Below are 22,627 nucleotides of genomic sequence, written 5' to 3'. Positions count from 1 at the left end.
ATGACAGATGTAATCCCGAACAGATGAGGGGAACTCTCGCCCTTCAGGGCGGAGAGGAGGTCAGAACTTTTAACTTTTATATTTAATTTTATTTATTATTAATAATTTTTATCAAAAATATAGACAAAATTGTTTAAACTTTTCTTATAATCAAAACATGGGGAGAAATTTGATTGATCCAGTGTGCGGAATGGAAGTAGATAATAAGTCAAAATATAAAACTTTATATAAAGGCAAGGTTTATTACTTTTGTAGCGAAATATGTTTAAACTCGTTTAGAAATGATCCAGAAAAGTACTTGAGAGAAGGACCTAAAGGTATGAAATCAATGTGATAAAAACAACAAACCCATGTGTTCAACTATGGTAAAAGATTTAAATCCAAAACACATTAAAAGGTAGTTATATTATATGTTATCATCTGGTAGAATATTAAAGGATAAGTAGGTTAGCAACTATCACTTCCACAATACAAGAAATAATAATCGTAAAGAAGCACACATAAAAGGGGTATAAACACTTTAGAGCTTAGGGAACTCTTCAATATAAAAAATTGATAAGGGATAAGCTAATGAGTAATGAAAATAAAAATATAAGGATAAAAAAGGAAGAGCAATTAAAAGTTATAGGTATGCATTGCGCTACATGCTCTATAACTGTAAAAAAGGCAATTTCAAAAGTAAACGGTGTAGAAGATGCTGAAGTTAATTTAGCTACTGGAGATGCGAAGATTATAGCAAATAACCTTAACTTAAAGGAAATCGTAAAATCTATAAGAAGTTCAGGTTATGATGTAGCAACCCAATTAGTTGTAGCTAAGTTAAATATAAATCCCGAAGAAATATCTGGGCTTAAAAATTATTTAGAATCATTAGATGGAGTTATAGAAGTAAAAATTTTTCCTAATGGAATAATAAAAGTAGAATATAATCCACTATCTACTTCATCGAGCGTTATAATAGAAAAAATTAAGGAACGAGGATATATCATAAATTTAATAGAAAAAGAGACTAAGGTTGAAGAAATTGAGAAAAAGGAATTTCGTAACATGCTTACTAAGTTAATTGTTGGAATTATATTTTCATCAATTACCCTTTTGTTAGAGTTTAGAGGAATAACATTATTAGCATTAATTTCTTCGTTTCCGGTATATTTTTATTCTGGATATAATTATCATAAAGGAGCTTTGAGGGCAATAAAAAACAAAACTGGAAATATGGATGTTCTTGTATCTCTATCATCTAGCATTGCATTTTTCTATAGCATTTATGCTGTTTTTTCTCATATACAACCAATTATAGATGTAACAGTTTTATTAATAACATTTGTTTTAGTTGGTAAAACCTTAGAATCATATTTTAAGTATAAACTCTCGTTATTAGTTAAAAGCAATATAAAAAATAAAGTTAGAAAAATTATTAATAATGAAGAAAAAGTTGTTGATGTTTCTGAGGTTAATGTAGGCGATGTAATAATCTTAAAGAGCGGTGATCAAGTACCTATCGATGGTATTATTGATGAAGGCACAGTGGAGGTAAACGAATCTGTCATAACTGGAGAACCTCTGCCAGTTAAAAAAACAAAGGGAGAACCTATAATTTCAGGTTCCATAATAGTTTCTGGTTATGCTAAAGTTTACGTTACGAGATCTGGCGAAAGATCCTATATTTCTCAAGTAATTAATGCAATAAGAGATGCCCAATCTATTAAGTTACCAATTCAGAATCTTGTTGATAGAGTTTCATTATTTTTCGTCCCAATAGTTTTAATTATATCAATTGTTTCATTTTTGATTTGGCATTTTGTTATAGGGATAAATTTGTTTAAGTCTTTATTGTTTGCAATTGCAGTTCTTGCATCGGCATGTCCATGCGCTTTAGGATTAGCAACCCCAATGGCGATAGTGGCAACTATAAACAAAGCTGCAAAAAAAGGGATAATAATAAGAAATGGAGAAAATTTCAATAATTTAAAGAAAATTAATACAATGGTTTTTGATTTAACTGGAACATTAACAGAAGGAAAAATATCAGTCAAATCCTATAAAGAATATAAAGATAATGCTATTAAGCTTGCAGCTAGTGTTGAAAGCCTTAGTAATCATCCGATAGCTAAGGCTATATCAAATCTAAATAATGAAAAAGTAAAGGTTGATGAATTTGAAGAGTTCGTAGGTGAAGGTGTTTATGGAAAAGTAGGAGAGAATATAATCATAATTGGGAAAAAAGATTTTGTAAAACAAAATTGTAATAATAGCATTAATGAAGAAGGTGATATATATGTCTGCATTAATGGTGAAATTGCTGCAATAATAAATATAGAAGATAAACCTAAAAGTGAAGTTTTTGAATTGCTAAATAAATTAAGAAAAAATAATATTAAAGTAATAATAGCAACAGGAAAAGAGAGAGTTGATTATTTTAAAGATATTGATAATATAGAAATCTATACTGGTTTAAAGCCTGAAGATAAGGTAGAGATAATAAGGAAATTAAAGTCTTCAGGTAATTATGTAGCGTTTGTTGGAGACGGAATTAATGATTCTCAGGCATTAGCTGAAGCAGATGTGGGAATAGCATTAAATTCTGGGAACGATATAGCTAAAATGGCTGGAGATATAATAATTAATGATATTAATTCTATTACTGAACTCTTCAATATATCAGTTAAACTAGAAAGAAAAATAAAGCAGAATTTAGCATGGGCATTTGGTTATAATAGTATTTTGATACCTATTTCTGCAGGATTACTATACCCAATACTTTATTTACAACCTGAATTTGCTGCTTTAGCAATGAGTATGAGTAGTGTTATTATATCTGTATGGTCATATATATAGTATTATAAAATGCTGCAAAGTTAAATTAATATCTTATTTCTTAAAAGATTCATTAGTTATTAAAAATAGCAATTTTTTATAAAATTAAGAATTAAATTATACATTAGATAATTAAAGCAAAAATCCTCTAGAATGATTTAAAATAAATCAAATCATAATATTAAAATATTAATTATTGTAAATTACTTACTATTTTTTCAATCATGTCATAAAATTTTAAACCATTGCCAGTAAGCATAGCTACATAATTGCTTATATCATAATTTAATTCATAAAGTTTAATTAATGCTATGTAAGAAACAGCTGATGTAGGCTCTACCATATAACCTAAATTCCATAATTTTTTTAATCCAATTTTAATTTCATTATCATCTATAACTAACAATCCGCCATTGCTTTCTTTTATTACATTTAAAGCATCATAAATTCTAGGCGCCTTTTTTAACGCAAGTCCGTCAGCCAGCTTTGACTCTTTACCTTTGGATTCATATATTGGATCAATAAATTCCTTTAAAGATGCAGTCTCCTTTCCTTGAACTGCAAACATCTTAACATTTATTCCTTTTTCTTTGAGCCCATAATATGTTCCTAAAAAAAGAGAAAAGCTAGACGAAGGTACTATAATCCCCCTGGGTTTAACATGTTTAATTTCATCTGCAACCTTCTTCATACCTTCAATAAAGAAAGGATTTCTGGCATGCGATACATAAAAGCAATCTTTTGATAGTTCTTCTGCAATATTTGATGCTTCATCTCTAGTTTCTGATTCTATAACTTGAGCACCCAAAGATCTTAAAATTGATTTTTTTCCAGAAGGCGCATATTTAGGTATAACTATTTTGCTCATAATTCCCAACCTCGATGAAAATGCCGCAGTAGATATGCCCGTATTTCCACTCGAGTCTTCAACAGAGCAATTGTAATTTAATTTAGTTGCAAGTTGCAAGCTGTAAGAGACCCCTCTATCTTTAAAACTTCCTGTTGGATTTAGGTATTCAAGCTTAAAGTATACATCATTTTTGCTAATATTTTCTTTTACAATAGGTGTATTTCCCTCTCCTAGAATAGATTCAAAATTTGGTGGTTCTCCTTTAATATAAAGAGAAGATTTACAAACAGGACAAAAAGGATAATATTTACCTTCTTCTCCCTTAAACCCACATTTTTTACAAAATAGGCTCCACATTTCTTCCACAATTAATATTTAAAAATATAACACTTAAAATTTTTGCTTAGCAATAAGATAGCATGTAAAATGGTGAAAGCATGGTCAAGTATTATACAGATGAAATTTTGTTAACTCCAGGCCCAACCCAAATTCCTTTGGAAATATATCAAAGCATGATAACAAAGGCTAAAAATACAGATTTAGATGAAGATTTCATAAATTTCTACAATAACTTGAGGAATAAGCTTAAAAATTTATTGAACATAAATAAAGGAGACGTTTACATAATGTTAGGAGAAGCAATGATAGGTTTAGAAACTGCCATTTCAAACACTGTTGCTCAAGGAGATAAAGTTCTAATTATAGACAATGGTGTTTATGGTGATGGATTTAAGGATTTGGTTAAAATGTATAAAGGAGTACCTTTATTGATGGGATTAGATTGGAGAAAAAGTGCAGATCCTAATGATATAGATAGGGCATTAGAAAAAAACAAGGATGTTGATATTGTAACGCTAGTTCATTGCGACACACCTTCAGGTATTCTAAACGATTTAAGTCAAGTATCTAAAGTTGTTAAATCTCATGGAGCGTTATTGATTGTTGATGCAGTCTCAAGTATAGCAACAACTGAAGTAAGCTTTAATAACATAGATATATTGATAGGGGGTTCACAAAAGGCATTAAACATACCTGCTGGATTGACAATAATTGCTGTTAGTGATTATGCCTGGGAAAAAATCAAGAAAACAGAATATCAAGGATACTATATGAATTTGTCTTTATGGAAGGAAATGTTTGATTATAAAAATACTTTCCCATACACCATGAATGATACTTTAATTTATGCGTTAGATGCTTCATTAAATAATTTATTTAAGGAAGGTTTGGAAAGTGTTTATGAAAGACATAGTTTAGCGAAAAAGGCTTCTCTAAAAGCATTGGAAGCGCTTAATCTTGAATTATACCCTGAAAAAGAGACTTATTCTTCACCAAGTGTTACTGCATTTTTACTACCTAAAGGCATTAAAGATAAAGAATTAAGAGAATTAACTTGGAAAAAATATGGAGTTATGATTGCAGGTAGTTGGGGTAAATTAGAAGGAAAAGTAGCGAGAATAGGGCATATGGGCTATCAAGCTTCTCTAAATAACTTATTAATTGCATATTCTGCTCTATCAAGATCTCTAAATGATTTAGGATACAAAAATTCAACTACTAATGCATTGGGAGCTATTGAGGAATCTTTTCCTTAATTTTTTGTTGAACGTTCAGCAGAGCTAATAATATAAAATCTTATTTCATAATAATAGGTGAAAATTTAGTGAGTGAAATAAATAAAATAGATTATGGACCTTTAAATAAATATCAATGGCTCATAATAATTTCATCATCTATTGGTATGTTAATTTACGGTTTGGTTCTTGCATTACCTTCTATATCAACAACATGGAGCTTTGTACCTCAGAATTATTATGTTTATATTTTTCTTTCAATCCCTATAGGAACAATAATAGGAAATATAGTTATTGGTAAGCTAGCTGATACCAAAGGAAGGAAAAGCATGTTCATACTAACTTTATTATTGTATGGAATAGGTTCTTTAATTGTTTTGCTATCAAACAATTTCCTTATTTTGATTTTAGGCCTGCTTATTTCTCAAATTGGTCTTGGAGGAGAAATGCCGACCCTATTAACTTACTTATCTGAAATGATGCCAATAAAATATAGAGAAATTGTGCTAATATTTACAACTAACATAGCTAATGTTGGTGTTTTGATAGGGGGTTTAATTTCGTTAAGGAGCGGTCTTCTTTCATTAGAACAGGAAAGGTTCTATTATTTAATATCTTTAATAGTATCGATATTATTAATGTTAATATTTAGGTTGATGATACCAGAATCTTTGAGATGGGAAATTAAGAGGAAAGAAACTCAAAAGAAGATTAATATAGAAAAATTATGGTTTAAAATTTACTTTTTAACTTCTTTAATTATAGCAACAGCTTTAACATATGCATTGTTAGCATTAACTATAGGTCCTTATTTATTTCCTAAGTTAACTTCAATTCTATTAGTTATTTATAATTTAGGAGAAAGCATAGGTGGTTTTATTTCACTAGGTATTGTCAAAAAAATTGGAACCAAGTTTTTCACTATTTTTTCATACATGGGAGGATTCTTAGTCATGATATTCATTTTTATTGATTATATTCTTGCAAAAAACATAGTTCAATTATTTTTAGCCTTACTATTCATAAACGGATTATTCGGTGAATTTGCTTGGGCAGCAAGGGTTTCATTGGAGCCTGTTATATTTCCAACAAACCTTAGATCAACCGGAATAGCAATTTCAAGACTTTTACCTTATATATTATATGCAGCATCAATATTTTATGCAGCTTCATTTAACGTAATGCAGTATTTAATTTATAATATTGCATTGTGGGGTATTGGGGGTTTAGCGTCTGTATTGTGGTATATTTATGGAATTGAGACTGTAAACAAAAGGCTAGAAGATATTAATGAAGAATGATTAAAATTCCTTAAATTATAATATTAAATAGTTCATCATATAGCTTTTTAGCTATATTTACATCATTGATTCCTTCTACAATACCCAATCCATTATTCATAAGAACTATTTGGATGGTATCTCTTTGCACCCTTATGCTATATTTATTTATAGAAATTACATTAAATTTTTCCTTAATTTTATTAATTTTTTTTATAAAGTCAATATTTAAAAATTTTTCCGGTCTTATTTCTATTGCATGAGTTCCGCATATCCTTACAACATTTCTTGATATTTTTTTCTCAAGGAATTCATATTGATGCAAACCGCAAGTAGGGCATTTTTCATTTTTAGTTATTTTTATTTTTTCCAAACTTATGTCTCTGCCATCTATTACAAATAGAACCCCGTAGGGAACTTCATTCCCTGCCAAATATCTAATTGCTAAATTGGAAGATATAGAAGAAACTAAGGTTGTCATAGTGCCAATGGATGGTATAATATCGCAACTTTCATTTTGATTGTTTGTTTCTGGTATTAAACATCTGAGACATGCTCCTTGATTTGGTTTTATAAACATAACGTTACCATACCATGAGCTAACACCTGCGTATATCCATGGTATGTTATATTTAACAGAAAAATCGTTAATTAAAAACCTAGATTCTAAATTATCTGTACCATCAATAATTAAATCTACATTATTTAAAAATTTTTCAGCGTTTGTAGAGTCAAAGTCATCTATTACACTTTCTACTTCAATACTTGAATCAATTTCTTTAATCCATTTTTTACATGCAATAGCTTTTGGTAATGTATCAATTGCATCCTTTTCTGTAATCATATGGGTTCTATGTAAATTGCTTAAATCTACGTAATCCCTATCAATGACTTTAATTTTTTTGATTCCAGCCCTTGCTAAAATTTCAGCCTGAGTTGATCCTAAAGCTCCACATCCAACAATAGCTACTTTGGAATTCATTAATTTTTCCATACCTTCATATCCTATGTCTTGCATTAGTAATTGTCTAGAAAACCTTGCTAAATCGTTTTTATTCAATATTACCACCAGGATTATATTATATAAAAAACCTAAATTTTTATTTGTTATATATCCTAGAAAATCTTTTGTTGTTTCTTTATCATTAATTGTTAGATTGTCCTAATCTAATGGTATAAATTTAAGATCTAAACCATATTCATCAGCTATTTTCTTTATGGATTTTACCTTTTTTGCTGTTATTTTAGAATGTCTAGGTATTCTAATAATAAGACTATTTTCGCTTATTTCTGTTATTGCGTTAGGAATTAGCCTGAGAATTTTTTCTGATATAGCAGAAATTTCATTTTCAGATATACTTAAGTTTGTTTTATTTTCTTTACTTGCCCTATATTTTCTTCTCACAGGAATAACCATAGTTTGTTCTCCAAACGTATATAATTCATATTCAAGTTCTCCAGTCAAAAAGTTCTTCACTTCAACAACAGGTCTTGCCAATTCAGCTTCTTTAAGTCCTGTAGGAAGTCTAACTGTTATTTCTAGTTCATAAACTTTCTCAACACTTCCATTATTTATGAATATTACCGTATCTATTATACTTGGTATCATACCTAATTCGACTCTGGTAGCAATCCTTTGTATTGCATCTATAGGCGAAGTTGCATGAGTTACCCCCACCATACCTATTCCAGCTAACCTCAAATCAACATATAACTTAAAGTCATCATCGTCTCTTAGTTCATCAAAAAAAGTATAGTCAGGTCTAGATAAAAGTAATATATCATGAAGCTCCGTCATTTCTGCATAAGTTTTTGAATATTGAGTTATATCTGCTGGTAATCTCATGTCTCTAGGAGATTCGATTGTTTTTACTATTTTTCCTTTATTAGAATAAAATTCTGCTAGTGCTTGAGCAAAGGTCGTTTTGCCAGCACCTGGTGATCCGCTTATTAAAATCCCTTCAGCCCTTTCCAGTAACCTCTTCATTAACTTTTCTGGTAGATTATATTCTTCTAATTTTAATTTTGCTATTGGTCTTACTGCTGTTATTTCCCATCCATCACTTAGTGGAGGTCTTGTAATTATTATTCTATAATCCTTAAGTTGAATTATTGTTGAGCCTGTTCTATCAATCTCAACAAATCCCTCTTCCATTGTTGAGGCTCTTTCTATTATTTCTCTAGACATTTCTTCTATTTGGGACCTATCTAAGGTTTTGTCAGAAAGCTTAACAAATATCCAACTCCCTGGTTTACCTATTTTAGCTAATGGTAAAGCACCCTCCTTTAAGTGAACGCTCATAGTTTTTTCATCAAAAAACTCTTCTATTTTAAGTTTTCCATATTTTTTAGATCCAGTAAATAAAACAGGTATGTTTAAAGCTTCAGAGGATTCTAACATCATCAAATCACTTGTTATTATTACAGCACTGGCTTTCCATGCATAATCTCTTATATCCTTTTTTAATTCTTCATATGATATTTCTCTAATCAATTTCTTATCGCTTTCAATTATATCTATTTGGACACCGCTTCTCTTAATATTTCCAATTTTCTTTATTTCATCTAACCCTGTAAATCCTATGCTCATCCCCTTTTTAGCTTGATTATAAAAATACTCAACCAACTCTTTTAATATTATAACCCTTCCTACAGGTACCATGCCATCTTCAATAGCTCTTCTTGCGCTTCCGTCTAATACAGATTCCACATCAACTAAGTATAGGCCTGCATTTTCTACCAATTTTGTTGTCCCCTTACCAATAATTTTATGTTAAATGGGAGTATAAATTATATTATACTTTTTAAATTTTATGGCTTTAATTGAATATAAATAGTAATTTTTATTAATATATTTATACTTTTCTTAAGTTTATTAACTTATAGGTGATAAAGAGAACTACAAACCCCTTCTAGGGGCAAGGTAAAGTTTTTTAAGTTTAGAAACTTAAAATTGAGACAGTTGCTAAAGGGGTATGTGTCACTGAAACATGAGGTACGCCTCTATCCCAACTAACAAGTGTAATAAAATAGAACTCCAGGCCGATCAACTCTTAAAACATGAGGAGCGGGAGCCGATTTCTCCCGCAATATCGGCTTGAGGGATAATAGAGTAGCACCTGTAAAAGGGGTGTAACCCTTAAGACCTCAGAAAACCCTCGCCCTTCAGGGCGGGGAGGAGGTCAGAAAATGGTATCAATATTAATAACTGGCTCATCAATATTTACAGGGAAAGAGCTGATTAGAGACGGCTATGTTTTCATAGATGATGGAAAAATAAAAGAAGTAGGTACTCAACCTGTTCCTGATGAAATGAGTGAACCTTCATTAGTTTTGGGTGGAAAAGGCAGAATTATAGCTCCTTCCTTAACAGCTATAGCAGATATATCTACATTTTTAATTAGGTTTTTCAATTTAAAGATGAACAAAAGAATAGAACTATATAAGATGCTAAGTAAAAAGGATTTGTTTACTCTATCTTTGCCAAGTATATATGAGTTGAATATGCACGGTGTTACTACAATATTTGCAGAATCTATAGATGTGTCCTACATTATAGATCTCCAAGATAAATTAGGCGGATTCTTTGGAATAGCTGCGCCATCATGTGTTAATAATATATCTGTACCTCCAAGCCTTAGCGGAAAAATAGAAGTTAAAGGTTATGGTTGCGATGGAAATGGTATTAGTGAGGATTCTAATGATTATTTAACTCTTTTAGGAAAAGGAAGTTACAGTTTATCGAAAATTGATAATGTTTATGAAAAGAGCGAAAAAATAAGGGCTATAGCAGGTTTACCTCCAAACATTATAAAAGAAAACAATAAAGCTGAAATAATTGTATATGATACATCAAGACCTCCAGCGATGAATTATTATAAGGGAACATTGGATTACATAAAAAATATATATAATGAAAATGCTATAATAGAAAGTCTCTTAGCTGGTGAAGATGTTTTAATTGATATTGGAGGGCATTTAAGAATTGGACAAAAACATTTAAAAGAAGCTGAAAGCCTTATAGAAAAAATAGTTAGTAATGAGAAATTTCAACAAATTTTAGCTTAGATTCTATTTCATTGAGATATGGCATGTTGCTGCTACCTAACTTTTCTACCTTAGCTGATCCTGCCGATATGGCGTATTTTAATCCTTCACTAAGATTATTGTATTTTTTATAAAAAACATTGAATGAGGCATTAAAAGCATCTCCTGCACCTGTAGGATCAACTTGGCTTATCGTTGTATTTATTTTACCTGAAATTTTATGTTTTTTATAAATCACTTCTGCGCCTTTAGATCCTTTTTTTATTACTATAAACTTTAATCCATAGTTATCAAAAAGCATATCAACATCTAAATCTAAACACGAGAATTCATTTTCATTAATCAATAACCAATTGATATATTTTATGCTATCTATTATTCTTTCTTTATTATAACAGGCTTCCCCTCCCGGATCATAGCTAATCGTTTCTATATTTTTCATATATTTAACATTATGAATTAATTCTGGGTCAACGCTGGAAAAATGTACGTGATCTCCATTAATTATTTCATTTTTTAATTTTAACCCTTTATTTGCATTTCTTGCTGTTATCATTGTTCTTGTTGATTTATTTTTGTTAACTATTATCATGACCATGCCTGGTTTTTCTTTAGTAATTTCTATTAATGAAATGTCTACACCTTCTTCTTTTAGTTTATCTAGAAAGCCATATTTAATTACTTCTTCTCCCGTTCTTGCGATAAGCTTAGCCCTATGGTTTAATCTAGACACTGCTATTGCATAGTTGGTAGCGGCTCCTCCTAAGCCGATCCATACATCTTTTGCTATAATATTAAAGTCCGGTCTCAATTCTTCATCAATTATAGAGATAAAGTCTATGTTTATGTTGCCAATTGAGACATGAAGTTGTTTTTTATCACTTATCATTTCTCATCACTATTAATGTTGATATTTGGATAAAATTAGCTATATGATAAATAATTTATATATATATGAAATATATATATAAATATTTATATATACCCTTTATAAATATTAATCCGGGTGATAAAATGGATCCAGCTATACAAGCAGAGAATTTAACTAAAAAATATGGAAACTTTGTTGCAGTAGATCACATTAATTTTACAATTAATAAAGGAGAGATATTTTCTTTACTAGGTCCAAACGGAGCAGGTAAAACTACAACTATTGGTATGCTTTCTACCGTAAAAAGACCAACAGAGGGTGATGCATATATTTTAGGATATAGCATAGTTAAACATAAGTATCATGTAAGAAAAATTATTGGCGTTTCTCCTCAAGATTTAACAGCTGATGATGAGCTAAGCGGATATGAAAATGTATTGATTATGGCTAAGCTTTTCGGTTATAGAGGTAATGAAGCTGAAGATAGAGCAAAATGGGCTTTAAATTTTATGGATTTATGGGATAGCGCATTTAAAAAAGTTAGAGAATATAGTGGGGGAATGAGAAGAAGATTAGAAATTGCTATGAGTATAGTACATAACCCATCGGTTATTTTTTTAGACGAACCTACTGTAGGTCTTGATGTGCAATCAAGAAGACATATTTGGGACCTTGTAAGGGAATTAAAGAAAAATGGAACAACTGTTTTATTAACAACCCATTATATGGAGGAAGCAGAAGCGTTATCGGATAGAGTTGCAATAATTGATCATGGAAAAATAATTGCAATAGGAACGCCGAGTGAACTTAAGGCAAAAATAAAAGGTGATAGAATTTATATATTAGTTAAAGATAACAATAAATTAGATGAAGTTATAAATAAAATTAATGATTTCTTGCCAAATTCAGCAAGTAAAATAGATAACCAAATTTTGGTTAAGACAGAATCATCAAGTGAATTTCTTCCACAGCTTATTAAAATATTATCAGGTTATGAAGTTATTGAGCTTAAGGTAGTAAAACCAAATTTAGAAGAGGTATTTTTAGAGTTAACTGGTAGAGGGCTTAGAGAAGAAGAAGGGGGATTTGATAGATTTAAGTATATGAGAGTTACGAGGGGTGCTAGCAGATGATTCAAGAAGTTTATACATTAACTGTTAGGGAATTAAAGAAATGGTTAAGTAGGAGAGGTACATTTATAGTATCTTTAATAACCCCCTTGTTCTGGCTGGGTTTATTTGGAAAAAGCCTTAACTTCGCTCAAATGTTTGCTCCAACAAACATACCTCCTCAATATTCTTCTTTAATTTCTCAATATGTAAATAAACAACTATTGAATTTATTTGGGACAACAAGTTACTTCACTTATCTTGCAAGTGGAATGCTGGTTGTATTCGGATTCTTCCAGAGTGTTTTCGGAGGTACAAATCTAGTTTTTGAAAAGAGGCTTGGGTATTTAAATAGATTATTAATGACACCAACGCCAAGATCTGGTATATTTTTGTCAAAGGTTTTCGGGACTCTAATTAGGATATTATTTTATGAAACAATTTTAATGTTAATAGCCTGGGGTCTAGGAATTAAATTCAAACCTGGCTTAAATGTAATAAATGTATTATTAGCTGGCATTGCAATAATACTAATAGCTATAGGATTTGTAAGCGTTTTTGCTGCCATTGCGTTTAATGTCGATAATGTTGAAATTATGTTTGCTATAGTTAATTTAATAAACCTACCACTAATGTTTGCATCAAGCGCTCTGTTCCCATTAAAGCAAATGCCAAGTTGGTTACAAGAAATAGCTAAATTTAATCCTATAACCTATGCAGCAGATATAGTTAGATACAATTTAATAGGTACTCCTATAAGTAATTACTTATTAAGTTGGGCGATTCTTATAGCATTATCATTAGCCTTGTTTATAATAGGTATGCTGGTTAGCATAAATGCTATGGAAAGAACTTAAATTAAAAATATAAAAAAGAAAGAAGAAAAAATTAGTTAATTTACTTTCTTTCGGACATTGGAACATACTTAAGTCCTACAGGTCCTTTATAATCTTCTGTGGGCCTCATAATTTTGTTTTTCTTCGTATCTCCTTCACCAACCTGCTCTATATAATGAGAAGACCAACCAACAATTCTACCCATTGCAAATATTGGTGTATACATTGGTATTGGTATACCAAGTTGATAGTATAAGACCCCGGTGTATAGATCAATATTTGCTGGTAAGTTCTTTTCTTTCTTCATTACTTCTTCAGACTTCTTGAGAACGTTTAACCACATTTCGCCATCTTTTAATTGCTTAACAAATTTTGCAGCAACATCAGTTCTTGGGTCATGTACTTTGTAAACTCTGTGCCCGAATCCCATAATTAATTCTTTTTTAGCTAATTTATCTTTTATATATTCTTCTATGTATTGATCTAGAGGAACTCCTTTAGCTTTTGCTTTAGCTAAGGCATCTAAGAACATTGCCATTGCTTGTTCATTAGCTCCTCCATGCAACGGACCTTTTAGCGCACCAATACCTGCAGCTATAGCACTGTATATATCTGTTAAAGTGCTTGCAACAACCCTTACTGTAAAAGTGCTTGCATTAAATCCATGATCCATGTATAATACTAATGTACTTTCAAAAGCTCTAGCCTCTACGTCAGATGGCATTCTACCTAATATCATTCTTAAAGAGTCTTTACCATGAGGTAAGCTAGGATCAGGTCTGTACAAATTACCGTCTCTTGATAAGTGCCATCCAGCTGCGAAGAATACTGGCATTGCAGCTATTAGCCTTAATGCATGATCATATAACAAATCCTTTTCAAACTTCCATTCAGGCGCATAATATTGGCCCATCATACTCACTGCAACTTGAGCGTAATACATTGGATGTGTTGCAGGAACATATTTTAGAGCATCAAATATCTTTTCAGGAATTTGTCCTCTATATGTGTCAATTTTATTCTTAATTTCCTTATATTCGCTTTCATTAGGTAAATGTCCGTATAATATTAAATGTGCTGCCTCATAAAAGTCTGCATGTTCTCCTATATCATCTATTGTATATCCTCTATATATTGTGCTAGTTCCTTTTGGATCTACTCCACTTACATTAGTTGTATCAGTTATAACATCTACTAACCCTTTTGGAACCCTTATATAATACCCTTGCTGGGGAGGGGTCAAGAATTTGCCTAATGGAGTTTCCTCAACCTCACATTCTATCTTACTTGCCATAATTCAGACCCATTTTATATTTGCTTTATTAAATACATAAATCTTTAAAATAAAATGTTATGAACGTATAATATTTAAAATCTAAAAAATTTTTATTTGTTTTTTAAAAATTCCTCCATATTCTTATGTTTTTTAAACAATATTTCATCTAGATCCCTAAACTTAAATCCTTCTCCAGGTTTTTCTAGTTTAAAGCTATTTCCTTTACTCTCTAAAATGTCTATAAAGTGAAACCTCCATTCTTTTCTAGCAGACTTAAATGCAATTATAGGTATTCCTGAGGCCCTTTTTGAGAATTCCATTAAATTTAAGATTTGAGATGAATCTATATATAGAGGTGAATCATTTCTTTTGCTTTTGACTTCTATTACTAAAATTTTCCCATCTTTTATAGCGACCAAATCAGGTTGGTATCTTTTTGAAACCCCTCCTCCGCTTGATGGACCTCTAACAACTGCATAACCATTTTCCCAAAATAAATTAGCTAACTCGTTTTCTAATCTTGTTGCCTTAGCTTTTGGTTTCATAGTTTATCACCAGGGACCACTTCAGGACGTAAATTTATCATTTCTCACTAGTTAAATAATTTAAACCCTAAAATTTATTTTCATTTCAAATATTGATTTCTAAATTTATATAAATTAACTATTTGATAAGAGAATTTGTATTTATGGAAGCATATAGCCAATTTTTAAACTTAAACTATACTAATAAAAAATAGGGATAGCTATGTCATCTTACAAATTTGAAGATAGAAGAAAACTAGTTTCCTATTTTAAAAATGAGGCGAAGAGAGAAATTGAGTATTCAGAAAAAATAAAAAATACAAGTAACAATTCGGTAAATCCAATAGTAAGGTTAATTATGGACGCAGTTTCGCAAGACTCTATAAAGCACTCTAAAATTTATGAAACTATGGCTTTAATAATTGAAAGTCCTCAACTTATTACAGAAAATGAATCAAAAAAAGTTTTAGATGATATGAAAGACCATATAGAAATGGAAAAAGAATCTATAGAAGAACTAAACGAACTGTTGAAAAATGATACAATAAAAAATGATAAGCCATTAAAGTTTTTAATAGAAATGTTACTTAGAGATGAAAAGCTACATCATGCAATGTTATCAGATATTTATAGCTTATTAATAAAGAATATTACATTAACTGAGGAAGATATATGGCAACAAATTTGGAATGATGCCATGTATCATGGAACACCTGGAGGCTAATTTTTTAAGTTCCATATAATTCTATTAATGCCAGATCTTCAATAGCTTCAATAATTTCTAATGCATGATATATTGATTCATTAGAATAAGAAACTATCCCATGATTGTCCAATATTATTGCGTTACATCCCATTTTTGCAGCTTCACCAACAGCGTTAGCCAATTCTTCTGTACCTGGATTTATTAATGGAATTTCTTGTAAGCATTTTACTCTTAGTGATGTTTCAGTTAAATAATTTAAATCAAGTTTCAATCCTTTTCTATTTAATGCGAGTAAATAAGGCGGATGAGCATGGACTATACCTTTAGCATTTTCAACATTTTTATATATTGATAAGTGCATTCTCCACTCACTACTAGGCAGGCCCACAATTACCTTTCCATTAATATCTATTACAGAAACATCATTATTAGTTATCTTATGTCTTGGAACTCCAGTAGGGCTTATATAAATTAAATTGTTAATTCTATCTATGATACTCGCGTTTCCTCCTCTGATTTGAACTAATTTTCTATTATACATCAGCTTCATTACATCACTGATTTGAGATAAATAAAATTCATTTAAGTTCATTATACTAACTCCTCCCCACTCTGAAAGTTGAGTTACCTGAGATCTAAAGGATTACACCTCTTTTATGTGTGCTACTCTATTTTACAAATAGTATTTTTGTTTAACAACTTTACCCGCCCGTAGAAGGAAGAAATTTGTCGTTCTCTTTATAATGTTTGCAATATTAATTAGAGCAAGCTTACTTTATATTTCATTGATGAATACTTTGTTAAAAGGTGTTGTTATATCTGTCTAAAAAATTTTAATATTGTTTCGCATTAAAAGTTTAGGTTTGTCATTTCATTTTTATTGCTGAATTATCTACACGGTATTATATTTATTTTAAGTTTAACTGGTCCGGATTTTTGTATTTTAATATTTTAAAATATTATGATATTTTCTCTATAGATATTTCTTCTTTTTCTATAATTTCTTCTTTTTCTATATGGGGTTGCTTTGTAATCTTATTATACCTATTTATAACAAAATCAATTATATACGTACCAATATTTAATATTAAAGTTTTTATTATAGGGTTTTGCATTTTATCTACAGCCAAATTTAGGCTTCTCTTAGATTCTGACAAAGCCTTTATCAACGCTTGCCTAATAAATTCCCCTCTCAAGGGATCGTCTAATAATTTATCTAATATAGTAAAGTCCCTGTGCCTTAAGGCGCCCATTGGAATAAATGGTAATGGGAATGTAATAACTCTTAACTTCTTTAACCTGTCCAAAAGTTCTAAATCTTTAATAATATCATTATCGTTTTCTCCTGGTAAATTCAATATCATAGTACCTACAACAATCCAACGATTATCGTTAAGTATTCCTATACCTTGTTCTACAATTTCTTGATAAATTTCGGGCTTATATGGTAAAACCTTACCAGGCATTAATTTCTTTAATAATCTCGGGGAACCTGTTTCTATTCCCATTTCTATATATGTCCATCTATTACCTTCATTTATGTATTCACCTACTTCTTGGACTAATTTAGGTGATTCAACAACAACTGCCGCTGTTGTAAAATCAGTTGATAACGTGTATTCATCTCCATACGATTTAATTAATTTATATGATTTTTTGACTAAGTTCAAAACCTTTTCTGGATCAGGTTCTATACCTTTGGCTCCATATCTGAAAAATTCCTCACTGTGCAAAGTAATATCTTTAGACCCACCTTTTTCTATGTTGACTCTTATTTCTTTTTCTATGTGACCTTCAAAAGGCAACGATTTTATCATACCACTAAGGGTTGGCGTACAAAATGTACAACCTCTGCCACAACCTCTTGTTACTTCTACAAGGCCTCCATTAGCCGGAGTTCTAATTATTGGAATTTTATCTAATGGTGCTGACCCCCCATAAACGATATTCGGAACTTCTAAACCGTTAATCAAATCTTTTACTATTTTAGGTCCTATTGATTCAAATTCACCTTCGTATACAACATCTATCCCTAGCCTTTTGTTGAATCCAGTATCTGTTAATTGCCATGTTGCAGGACCTCCAACTAGGATTTTTATATGCCTTCTATGCTTTAACAAGCTCTTATTTATTAATATGTTTAAAAAAGATCTTGATATATATGGGATACCTTTATAAGGTAAATTTGCAAGTTTTAATATCCAATACGTTATTCCGCTTCCAAAACTTAAACCTAATGGATCCATAACATAAATTCCCAATACTCTTGTGTTCTCTCCTATAAATCTGTCAAGTTCATATGGACTAGCAATCAATACATCCTCTCTTGGAATGCCGGATTCTAGTAAAGCCGCTTCTACCTTTGAAAGACCGTAAGGAGCCTTTTTTGCAACCCCCTTCTTATTTTCTACCTTAAAGTAAAAATTTGATATAAAAGGAGGTAGATAGTTATCTGGTAATGCGCTAATAAACCCAGCAACTGTTGAACCGAGTGTTTCACTAGCTGTAGCCCCTTCTGCAGTTAGAATTATTTTTGTTCCTTTATTCATAGTTATCACCAATATTATTCTCCATATATTCAATATATATATATATTTGTGAACAAGCTAATATAGATTTGTTAATATCTAATATTAATTTTACGAAGGTTTTACATTATTCTTTTAGACTTAAATATTTACAAAATAAAAATCATATATAGATGGAATAAAAACTTTTCCTTAAAATAATAAAACGGTGATACTTAAATGTCATATGAAGAAGAAGCAGAAAAATATTATTTGAAAACAGGTTTCAAATTTCCCTTTACTCTAATAAAAGCTATATCTCTTATAAAGGCATCGGCTGCTATGGCAAACAAAGAATTAAAACTTTTAGATAGTGAAATTGCAGATGCTATAGTCAAGGTTTCTCTTATGCTTGCAAATGGTGAGTTTAACGATGAAATAAAAGTTGATGTATTCCAAACAGGATCAGGTACAGGAATTAATATGAACATAAACGATATAATATCGAGGCATGCCTCAAAATTAATAAATAAGAAAGTGCATCCAAATGATCACGTAAATATGTCACAAAGTAGTAATGATGTAATACCAACTGCTATAAGGATAGCATCATATTTAGAAGCAAAAAATGTATTATTAAGCATTACAAAATTATCGGAAAGATTAAATGAATTATCTGAAAAATATAAAGATTTTGTTAAACCTGGTAGAACCCATTTAAGAGATGCATTGCCTGTTACATTGGGTCAGGAATTTTATGCCTATTATGAGGAATTTCTTGAAGATAAACAAGATTTAGAATATGCAATGAGCCAAATATTGGATATACCCTTAGGAGGAACAGCTGTTGGAACAGGTATTAATAGTCATGAAAGATTTAAGGAACTGGCAATAAGAAATCTTAGAGAGTTTCTTAATATAGATTTAAAATCTCCAAAGTCTTTAATGAGACCTATGAAGTTACTTAGCGATTTAATTTTATTGAGTTCCATATATAAAAAAATAGCAATTGATTTGTGGAAAATAAGTAATGATATAAGACTAATGTTTTCAGGACCCAATACAGCTATAGGAGAAATTGACATGGAAATAAGTTTGGCTGGTAGCAGTATAATGCCTGGAAAAATAAATCCTGTTACAGTCGAGGCAATTATGCAGGCATCTTCAGAAATATTGGGATTAGATAGCGCGAATTCATATATATCTCTATTGGGTGAATTTGAGTTAAACATGGGTAATCCATCAATAATCTATAATATTTCACTTCAATCTTTATTACTCAACGAATCTTTAATAAAACTAGCTGACACTGTTTTAACAAGCATTAAACCATTAAAGGAAAGAATGAAGTCGCTTGCTTACAGTAGCCCATCATTAATTACCATATTCTCTCCATTAATTGGATATGAGAAAGCTAAGAGCCTATATGAAAGAATTAAAAATGGAGAAAAATTAGAAAATGTGGCTAAAGATTTGGGATTAGATGAAAAAACAATAAATATTATAACTGATTTAAACTTACTAGTAAATCCAGGCATTCCAATACTTAAAGGGAAAAGCATTGAGTCAAATAAATGAAACTTTAAGGCTGATAAAATCTGCTGAGCATCATATAATCAATAAAGAATATGGTATATCTTGCTATGAGTCTAGGTTATCTGCAATAATCTCTTTAAAAGCGATTGCAGATTATTTAAAGTTAGAAACAAAAGAGAGTAGTTTAAGAGGATTGTATAAACAAATTAATCAATTTTATAATTTAAATAAAATAAAATATTGCGTAGATTACTTAGATAGTCTTAAAAATTTAGAAATTAGTTATTGTGATACATATTGTTCAGATGAGATTCCTGGATCAGAAATACTTGAATATGCAAACAAAGATGACGCTGAAAGAGCCATTAGATGTAGTAAAGAAATAAATGAATTTTTATTGAATTTAACTAAATTAAAATAGAAGGCTCTATATTTTAATTTATTAACTTTAACACCTGTTAAAGTAGGTGGGTAAAAAATATGTCATTAGAAACAATAGATTTAAATGTAGCAATTGGTGATAAACAAATATTAAATAATATGACTATTAGGCTAGAAAGAGGAGAGGTTTTAATTTTAATGGGACCCAATGGTAGCGGCAAAACAACGTTGGCTTTTGCCTTGCTTGGCCATCCAAAGTATCAAGTAAATAAAGGTAAAATAATTTTAGATAATAATGATATAACAGATTTACCTACATACCAAAGGGCTTTATTGGGGTTGGGCTTAGCTTTTCAGAATCCAGTAGAAATACCTGGTTTAAGGTTATCAATGTTATTAAATGCTATATCAATGAAAAAGAATGGCTCAAGTTTTGATATTTCCTCTATAGATCCAAAATTAATTATTTGGGCAAGAAACAAAGCAAGAGATTTAGGACTACAACCCTCTTTCTTAGAAAGAGAAGTAAATGTTGGTTTTAGTGGAGGAGAGAAAAAGAGATCTGAAATGCTGCAAATATTAACCATGGATCCAAAATACATAATTTTAGATGAACCTGATAGCGGATTAGACATTGACGGTATAAAATTGATTGGGGAAACAATAGATAATTTAAGATCAGTTGGAAAAGGTATCTTAATAATTACACATCATGCTGAAATAACAAAGTTCGTCTCGCCTGATAAAGTTATGATAATATCTAAAGGAAAAATAGTTGATGAAGGTGGGGTTGAGCTCATAAAGAAAGTAGAAGAATATGGATATAAGGATTATGAAGGGGTGCAATAAATGGGTACTCCAATTGAAATAGCTAAAGACAAAGAATTAAAAGAAATTGTAGAAAATAAAGGTATAGAAGAGATATTAGGCAAGTCAGTTCCATATCCTAAAGATATTGAAATAAAAGGAAAGATAACAAGAGATATAATAGAAGAAATATCAAAATCTAAAAAAGAACCTCAGTGGATGCTAAACCTAAGGTTAAGGGCATTAGAGTTATTTGAAAAACTTCCTATGCCGAATTGGATAGCTGGAGTTGAAAGCATTGATCTTGAAGAATTCGCTCAATATGTTAAGCCAAAAGTAGAGGTTGCTGAGAATTGGGATCAACTACCAGATTGGATGAGGGACATGTATTCAAGAATAGGTTTACCTGAAACTGAAGCAAAAGTTTTATCTGGATTAACTGCTGTTTTTGATAGTGAGAATATTATTAGCAAACTTAAAGATGAACTTAAACAAAAAAACGTAATATTTATGCCTATGGATGAGGCAGTACAAAAGTATCCTGACTTAGTAAAGGAATATTTTGGAAAAGAATTTCCTATAGCAGATCATAAATTTGCAGCACTTCATTATGCACTATGGAGTGGAGGAGCATTCGTTTATGTACCTAAAAACACAAAAATAGTGAACCCCGTTGAAGCATTTTTCATAATAGGTGGGGAAATGGAGGGGCAATTTGAACATACGTTACTTATTGCAGATGATAATAGTTCCTTTGGAACAAGCTATATACATTTCATTGAAGGGTGTGCTGCTCCAGTATTGAGAAACTATAGTTTTCATGATGGAATGGTAGAAATATATGCAGGTAAGAATTCTCAAGTTTATTTTTCAACACTTCAAAATTGGAGCAGGAGTATAATCAATTTTAACAATAAGAGGGCTATAGCAGAAGAAAATGCTCATGTTGAGTGGGTTGAAGGTAGTATTGGAAGTAAAATGACATACACTTATCCTAGCACAGTTTTGAGAGGAAGGGGATCTTCTACAAAAAATATATCTATAGGTATTTCAAATGGTCCCTATATAAAGGATGTAGGATCTAAAGCAATACATGCAGCTCCAGATACTAAAAGCATGATTATATCAAAAAGTATTAGCTCAAACGGAGGAATAGCAACATATAGGGGATTAGTAAAAGTATTAAAAGGAGCTGAGAGAAGCTTTTCTCATGTACAATGCGATAGTCTTATATTGGATGAGAAAAGCCAAGCATACACCTTGCCAAGGAATGAGGTTGATGAGCCTACAGCAACAGTATCTCATGAAGCAACAGTTGGTAGACTTGGAGAAGATCAGTTATTTTATATGGCATCTAGAGGGATAAGAGAAGGAGAGGCTAAAGCATTAATAGTTAACGGTTTTATAAGAGACGTTTTAAAGAGCCTACCATTGGAGACTGTTAGTATCTTGACAAGAGTTATTGGTTTAGAGTTTAGTGAATTGGGAAGCGTTGGGTGATTAATT

Annotated in this window: 20 protein-coding genes; 12 read left to right on the top strand and 8 right to left on the bottom strand. The window is 30.6% G+C overall.

Annotated features, from left to right (window positions below):
• Positions 1 to 169 precede the first annotated feature (169 nt).
• Together RXO53_RS02435 and RXO53_RS02430 are read left to right on the top strand one after the other, a co-directional pair.
• A complete protein-coding gene (locus tag RXO53_RS02435) occupies positions 170 to 334 on the top strand; it encodes a YHS domain-containing protein (protein WP_410712680.1) in 165 nt (54 codons plus the stop codon).
• A 236-nt stretch (positions 335 to 570) separates the two neighbouring features.
• On the top strand, positions 571 to 2,838 hold the full coding sequence (locus tag RXO53_RS02430) for a heavy metal translocating P-type ATPase (RefSeq protein WP_410712679.1): 2,268 nt from the start codon (positions 571 to 573) through the stop codon (positions 2,836 to 2,838).
• 172 nt (positions 2,839 to 3,010) lie between these two features.
• Here RXO53_RS02430 and RXO53_RS02425 read toward each other — a convergent pair whose 3' ends face one another.
• A complete protein-coding gene (locus tag RXO53_RS02425) occupies positions 3,011 to 4,024 on the bottom strand; it encodes a PLP-dependent lyase/thiolase (protein WP_410712682.1) in 1,014 nt (337 codons plus the stop codon).
• An 80-nt stretch (positions 4,025 to 4,104) separates the two neighbouring features.
• Here RXO53_RS02425 and RXO53_RS02420 point away from each other — a divergent pair, with 80 nt between their 5' ends.
• The gene (locus RXO53_RS02420) at positions 4,105 to 5,262 is read left to right on the top strand and encodes a pyridoxal-phosphate-dependent aminotransferase family protein (RefSeq protein ID WP_410712678.1); all 1,158 of its coding nucleotides are present in this window, start codon (positions 4,105 to 4,107) and stop codon (positions 5,260 to 5,262) included.
• A 68-nt stretch (positions 5,263 to 5,330) separates the two neighbouring features.
• Positions 5,331 to 6,542 carry an MFS transporter gene (locus RXO53_RS02415; RefSeq protein ID WP_410712677.1) on the top strand — a complete coding sequence of 404 codons (1,212 nt, stop codon included), beginning with the start codon at positions 5,331 to 5,333 and terminating at the stop codon, positions 6,540 to 6,542.
• A 10-nt stretch (positions 6,543 to 6,552) separates the two neighbouring features.
• On the opposite strand, the gene RXO53_RS02410 is transcribed toward RXO53_RS02415, so the two are convergent.
• Together RXO53_RS02410 and RXO53_RS02405 are read right to left on the bottom strand one after the other, a co-directional pair.
• The gene (locus RXO53_RS02410) at positions 6,553 to 7,581 is read right to left on the bottom strand and encodes a HesA/MoeB/ThiF family protein (protein ID WP_410712676.1); all 1,029 of its coding nucleotides are present in this window, start codon (positions 7,579 to 7,581) and stop codon (positions 6,553 to 6,555) included.
• A 102-nt stretch (positions 7,582 to 7,683) separates the two neighbouring features.
• Complete coding sequence (locus tag RXO53_RS02405) at positions 7,684 to 9,264, bottom strand: ATPase, T2SS/T4P/T4SS family (RefSeq protein ID WP_410712675.1); 1,581 nt, start codon at positions 9,262 to 9,264, stop codon at positions 7,684 to 7,686.
• A 446-nt stretch (positions 9,265 to 9,710) separates the two neighbouring features.
• Between RXO53_RS02405 and RXO53_RS02400 the strand changes: the two genes are divergently transcribed.
• Positions 9,711 to 10,589, top strand: coding sequence for a hypothetical protein (locus RXO53_RS02400; RefSeq protein WP_410712674.1), 879 nt, complete (start codon positions 9,711 to 9,713; stop codon positions 10,587 to 10,589).
• Here RXO53_RS02400 and RXO53_RS02395 read toward each other — a convergent pair.
• On the bottom strand, positions 10,555 to 11,457 hold the full coding sequence (locus RXO53_RS02395) for a PfkB family carbohydrate kinase (RefSeq protein ID WP_410712673.1): 903 nt from the start codon (positions 11,455 to 11,457) through the stop codon (positions 10,555 to 10,557). The two genes, RXO53_RS02400 and RXO53_RS02395, sit on opposite strands and share 35 nt — an antisense overlap.
• 125 nt (positions 11,458 to 11,582) lie before the next feature.
• Here RXO53_RS02395 and RXO53_RS02390 point away from each other — a divergent pair, with 125 nt between their 5' ends.
• Both RXO53_RS02390 and RXO53_RS02385 read left to right on the top strand, forming a co-directional pair.
• Positions 11,583 to 12,572, top strand: a complete 990-nt coding sequence (locus RXO53_RS02390; protein ID WP_410712672.1) for an ATP-binding cassette domain-containing protein — start codon at positions 11,583 to 11,585, stop codon at positions 12,570 to 12,572.
• Complete coding sequence (locus RXO53_RS02385; RefSeq protein WP_410712671.1) at positions 12,569 to 13,405, top strand: ABC transporter permease; 837 nt, start codon at positions 12,569 to 12,571, stop codon at positions 13,403 to 13,405. Before RXO53_RS02390 ends, RXO53_RS02385 begins: the two co-directional genes overlap by 4 nt.
• Positions 13,406 to 13,445: 40 nt before the next feature.
• Here RXO53_RS02385 and RXO53_RS02380 read toward each other — a convergent pair whose 3' ends face one another.
• Positions 13,446 to 14,678 (bottom strand): citrate/2-methylcitrate synthase, encoded by a 1,233-nt coding sequence (locus RXO53_RS02380; RefSeq protein ID WP_410712670.1) that lies wholly within the window; start codon positions 14,676 to 14,678, stop codon positions 13,446 to 13,448.
• A gap of 92 nt (positions 14,679 to 14,770) precedes the next feature.
• Entirely contained in the window at positions 14,771 to 15,205 is a 435-nt protein-coding gene (gene hjc, locus RXO53_RS02375; protein WP_410712669.1) for a Holliday junction resolvase Hjc, read from the bottom strand.
• A 202-nt stretch (positions 15,206 to 15,407) separates the two neighbouring features.
• Between hjc and RXO53_RS02370 the strand changes: the two genes are divergently transcribed.
• A complete protein-coding gene (locus RXO53_RS02370; protein ID WP_410712668.1) occupies positions 15,408 to 15,908 on the top strand; it encodes a hypothetical protein in 501 nt (166 codons plus the stop codon).
• 4 nt (positions 15,909 to 15,912) lie between these two features.
• Here RXO53_RS02370 and RXO53_RS02365 read toward each other — a convergent pair whose 3' ends face one another.
• A complete protein-coding gene (locus tag RXO53_RS02365) occupies positions 15,913 to 16,482 on the bottom strand; it encodes a class II aldolase/adducin family protein (protein WP_410712667.1) in 570 nt (189 codons plus the stop codon).
• 367 nt (positions 16,483 to 16,849) lie between these two features.
• Positions 16,850 to 18,439: a B12-binding domain-containing radical SAM protein gene (locus RXO53_RS02360; protein WP_410712666.1), complete on the bottom strand. Its 1,590-nt coding sequence runs from the start codon at positions 18,437 to 18,439 to the stop codon at positions 16,850 to 16,852.
• Positions 18,440 to 18,637: 198 nt separating this feature from the next.
• Here RXO53_RS02360 and RXO53_RS02355 point away from each other — a divergent pair, with 198 nt between their 5' ends.
• The 4 genes from RXO53_RS02355 to sufB are packed head-to-tail and all read left to right on the top strand — an operon-like array spanning position 18,638 to position 22,621.
• Positions 18,638 to 19,975: a lyase family protein gene (locus RXO53_RS02355; RefSeq protein ID WP_410712665.1), complete on the top strand. Its 1,338-nt coding sequence runs from the start codon at positions 18,638 to 18,640 to the stop codon at positions 19,973 to 19,975.
• Positions 19,959 to 20,354 (top strand): HEPN domain-containing protein, encoded by a 396-nt coding sequence (locus RXO53_RS02350; protein WP_410712664.1) that lies wholly within the window; start codon positions 19,959 to 19,961, stop codon positions 20,352 to 20,354. The genes RXO53_RS02355 and RXO53_RS02350 overlap by 17 nt, the downstream gene beginning before the upstream one ends.
• Positions 20,355 to 20,413: 59 nt before the next feature.
• Complete coding sequence (sufC, locus tag RXO53_RS02345) at positions 20,414 to 21,163, top strand: Fe-S cluster assembly ATPase SufC (protein ID WP_410712663.1); 750 nt, start codon at positions 20,414 to 20,416, stop codon at positions 21,161 to 21,163.
• Complete coding sequence (gene sufB, locus RXO53_RS02340; RefSeq protein ID WP_410712662.1) at positions 21,164 to 22,621, top strand: Fe-S cluster assembly protein SufB; 1,458 nt, start codon at positions 21,164 to 21,166, stop codon at positions 22,619 to 22,621.
• Positions 22,622 to 22,627: the final 6 nt, after the last annotated feature.

The organism is Caldisphaera sp. (genome assembly GCF_046536515.1).
GTDB lineage: Archaea > Thermoproteota > Thermoprotei_A > Sulfolobales > Acidilobaceae > Caldisphaera.
This window is presented reverse-complemented; position numbering and strand designations above follow the sequence as displayed.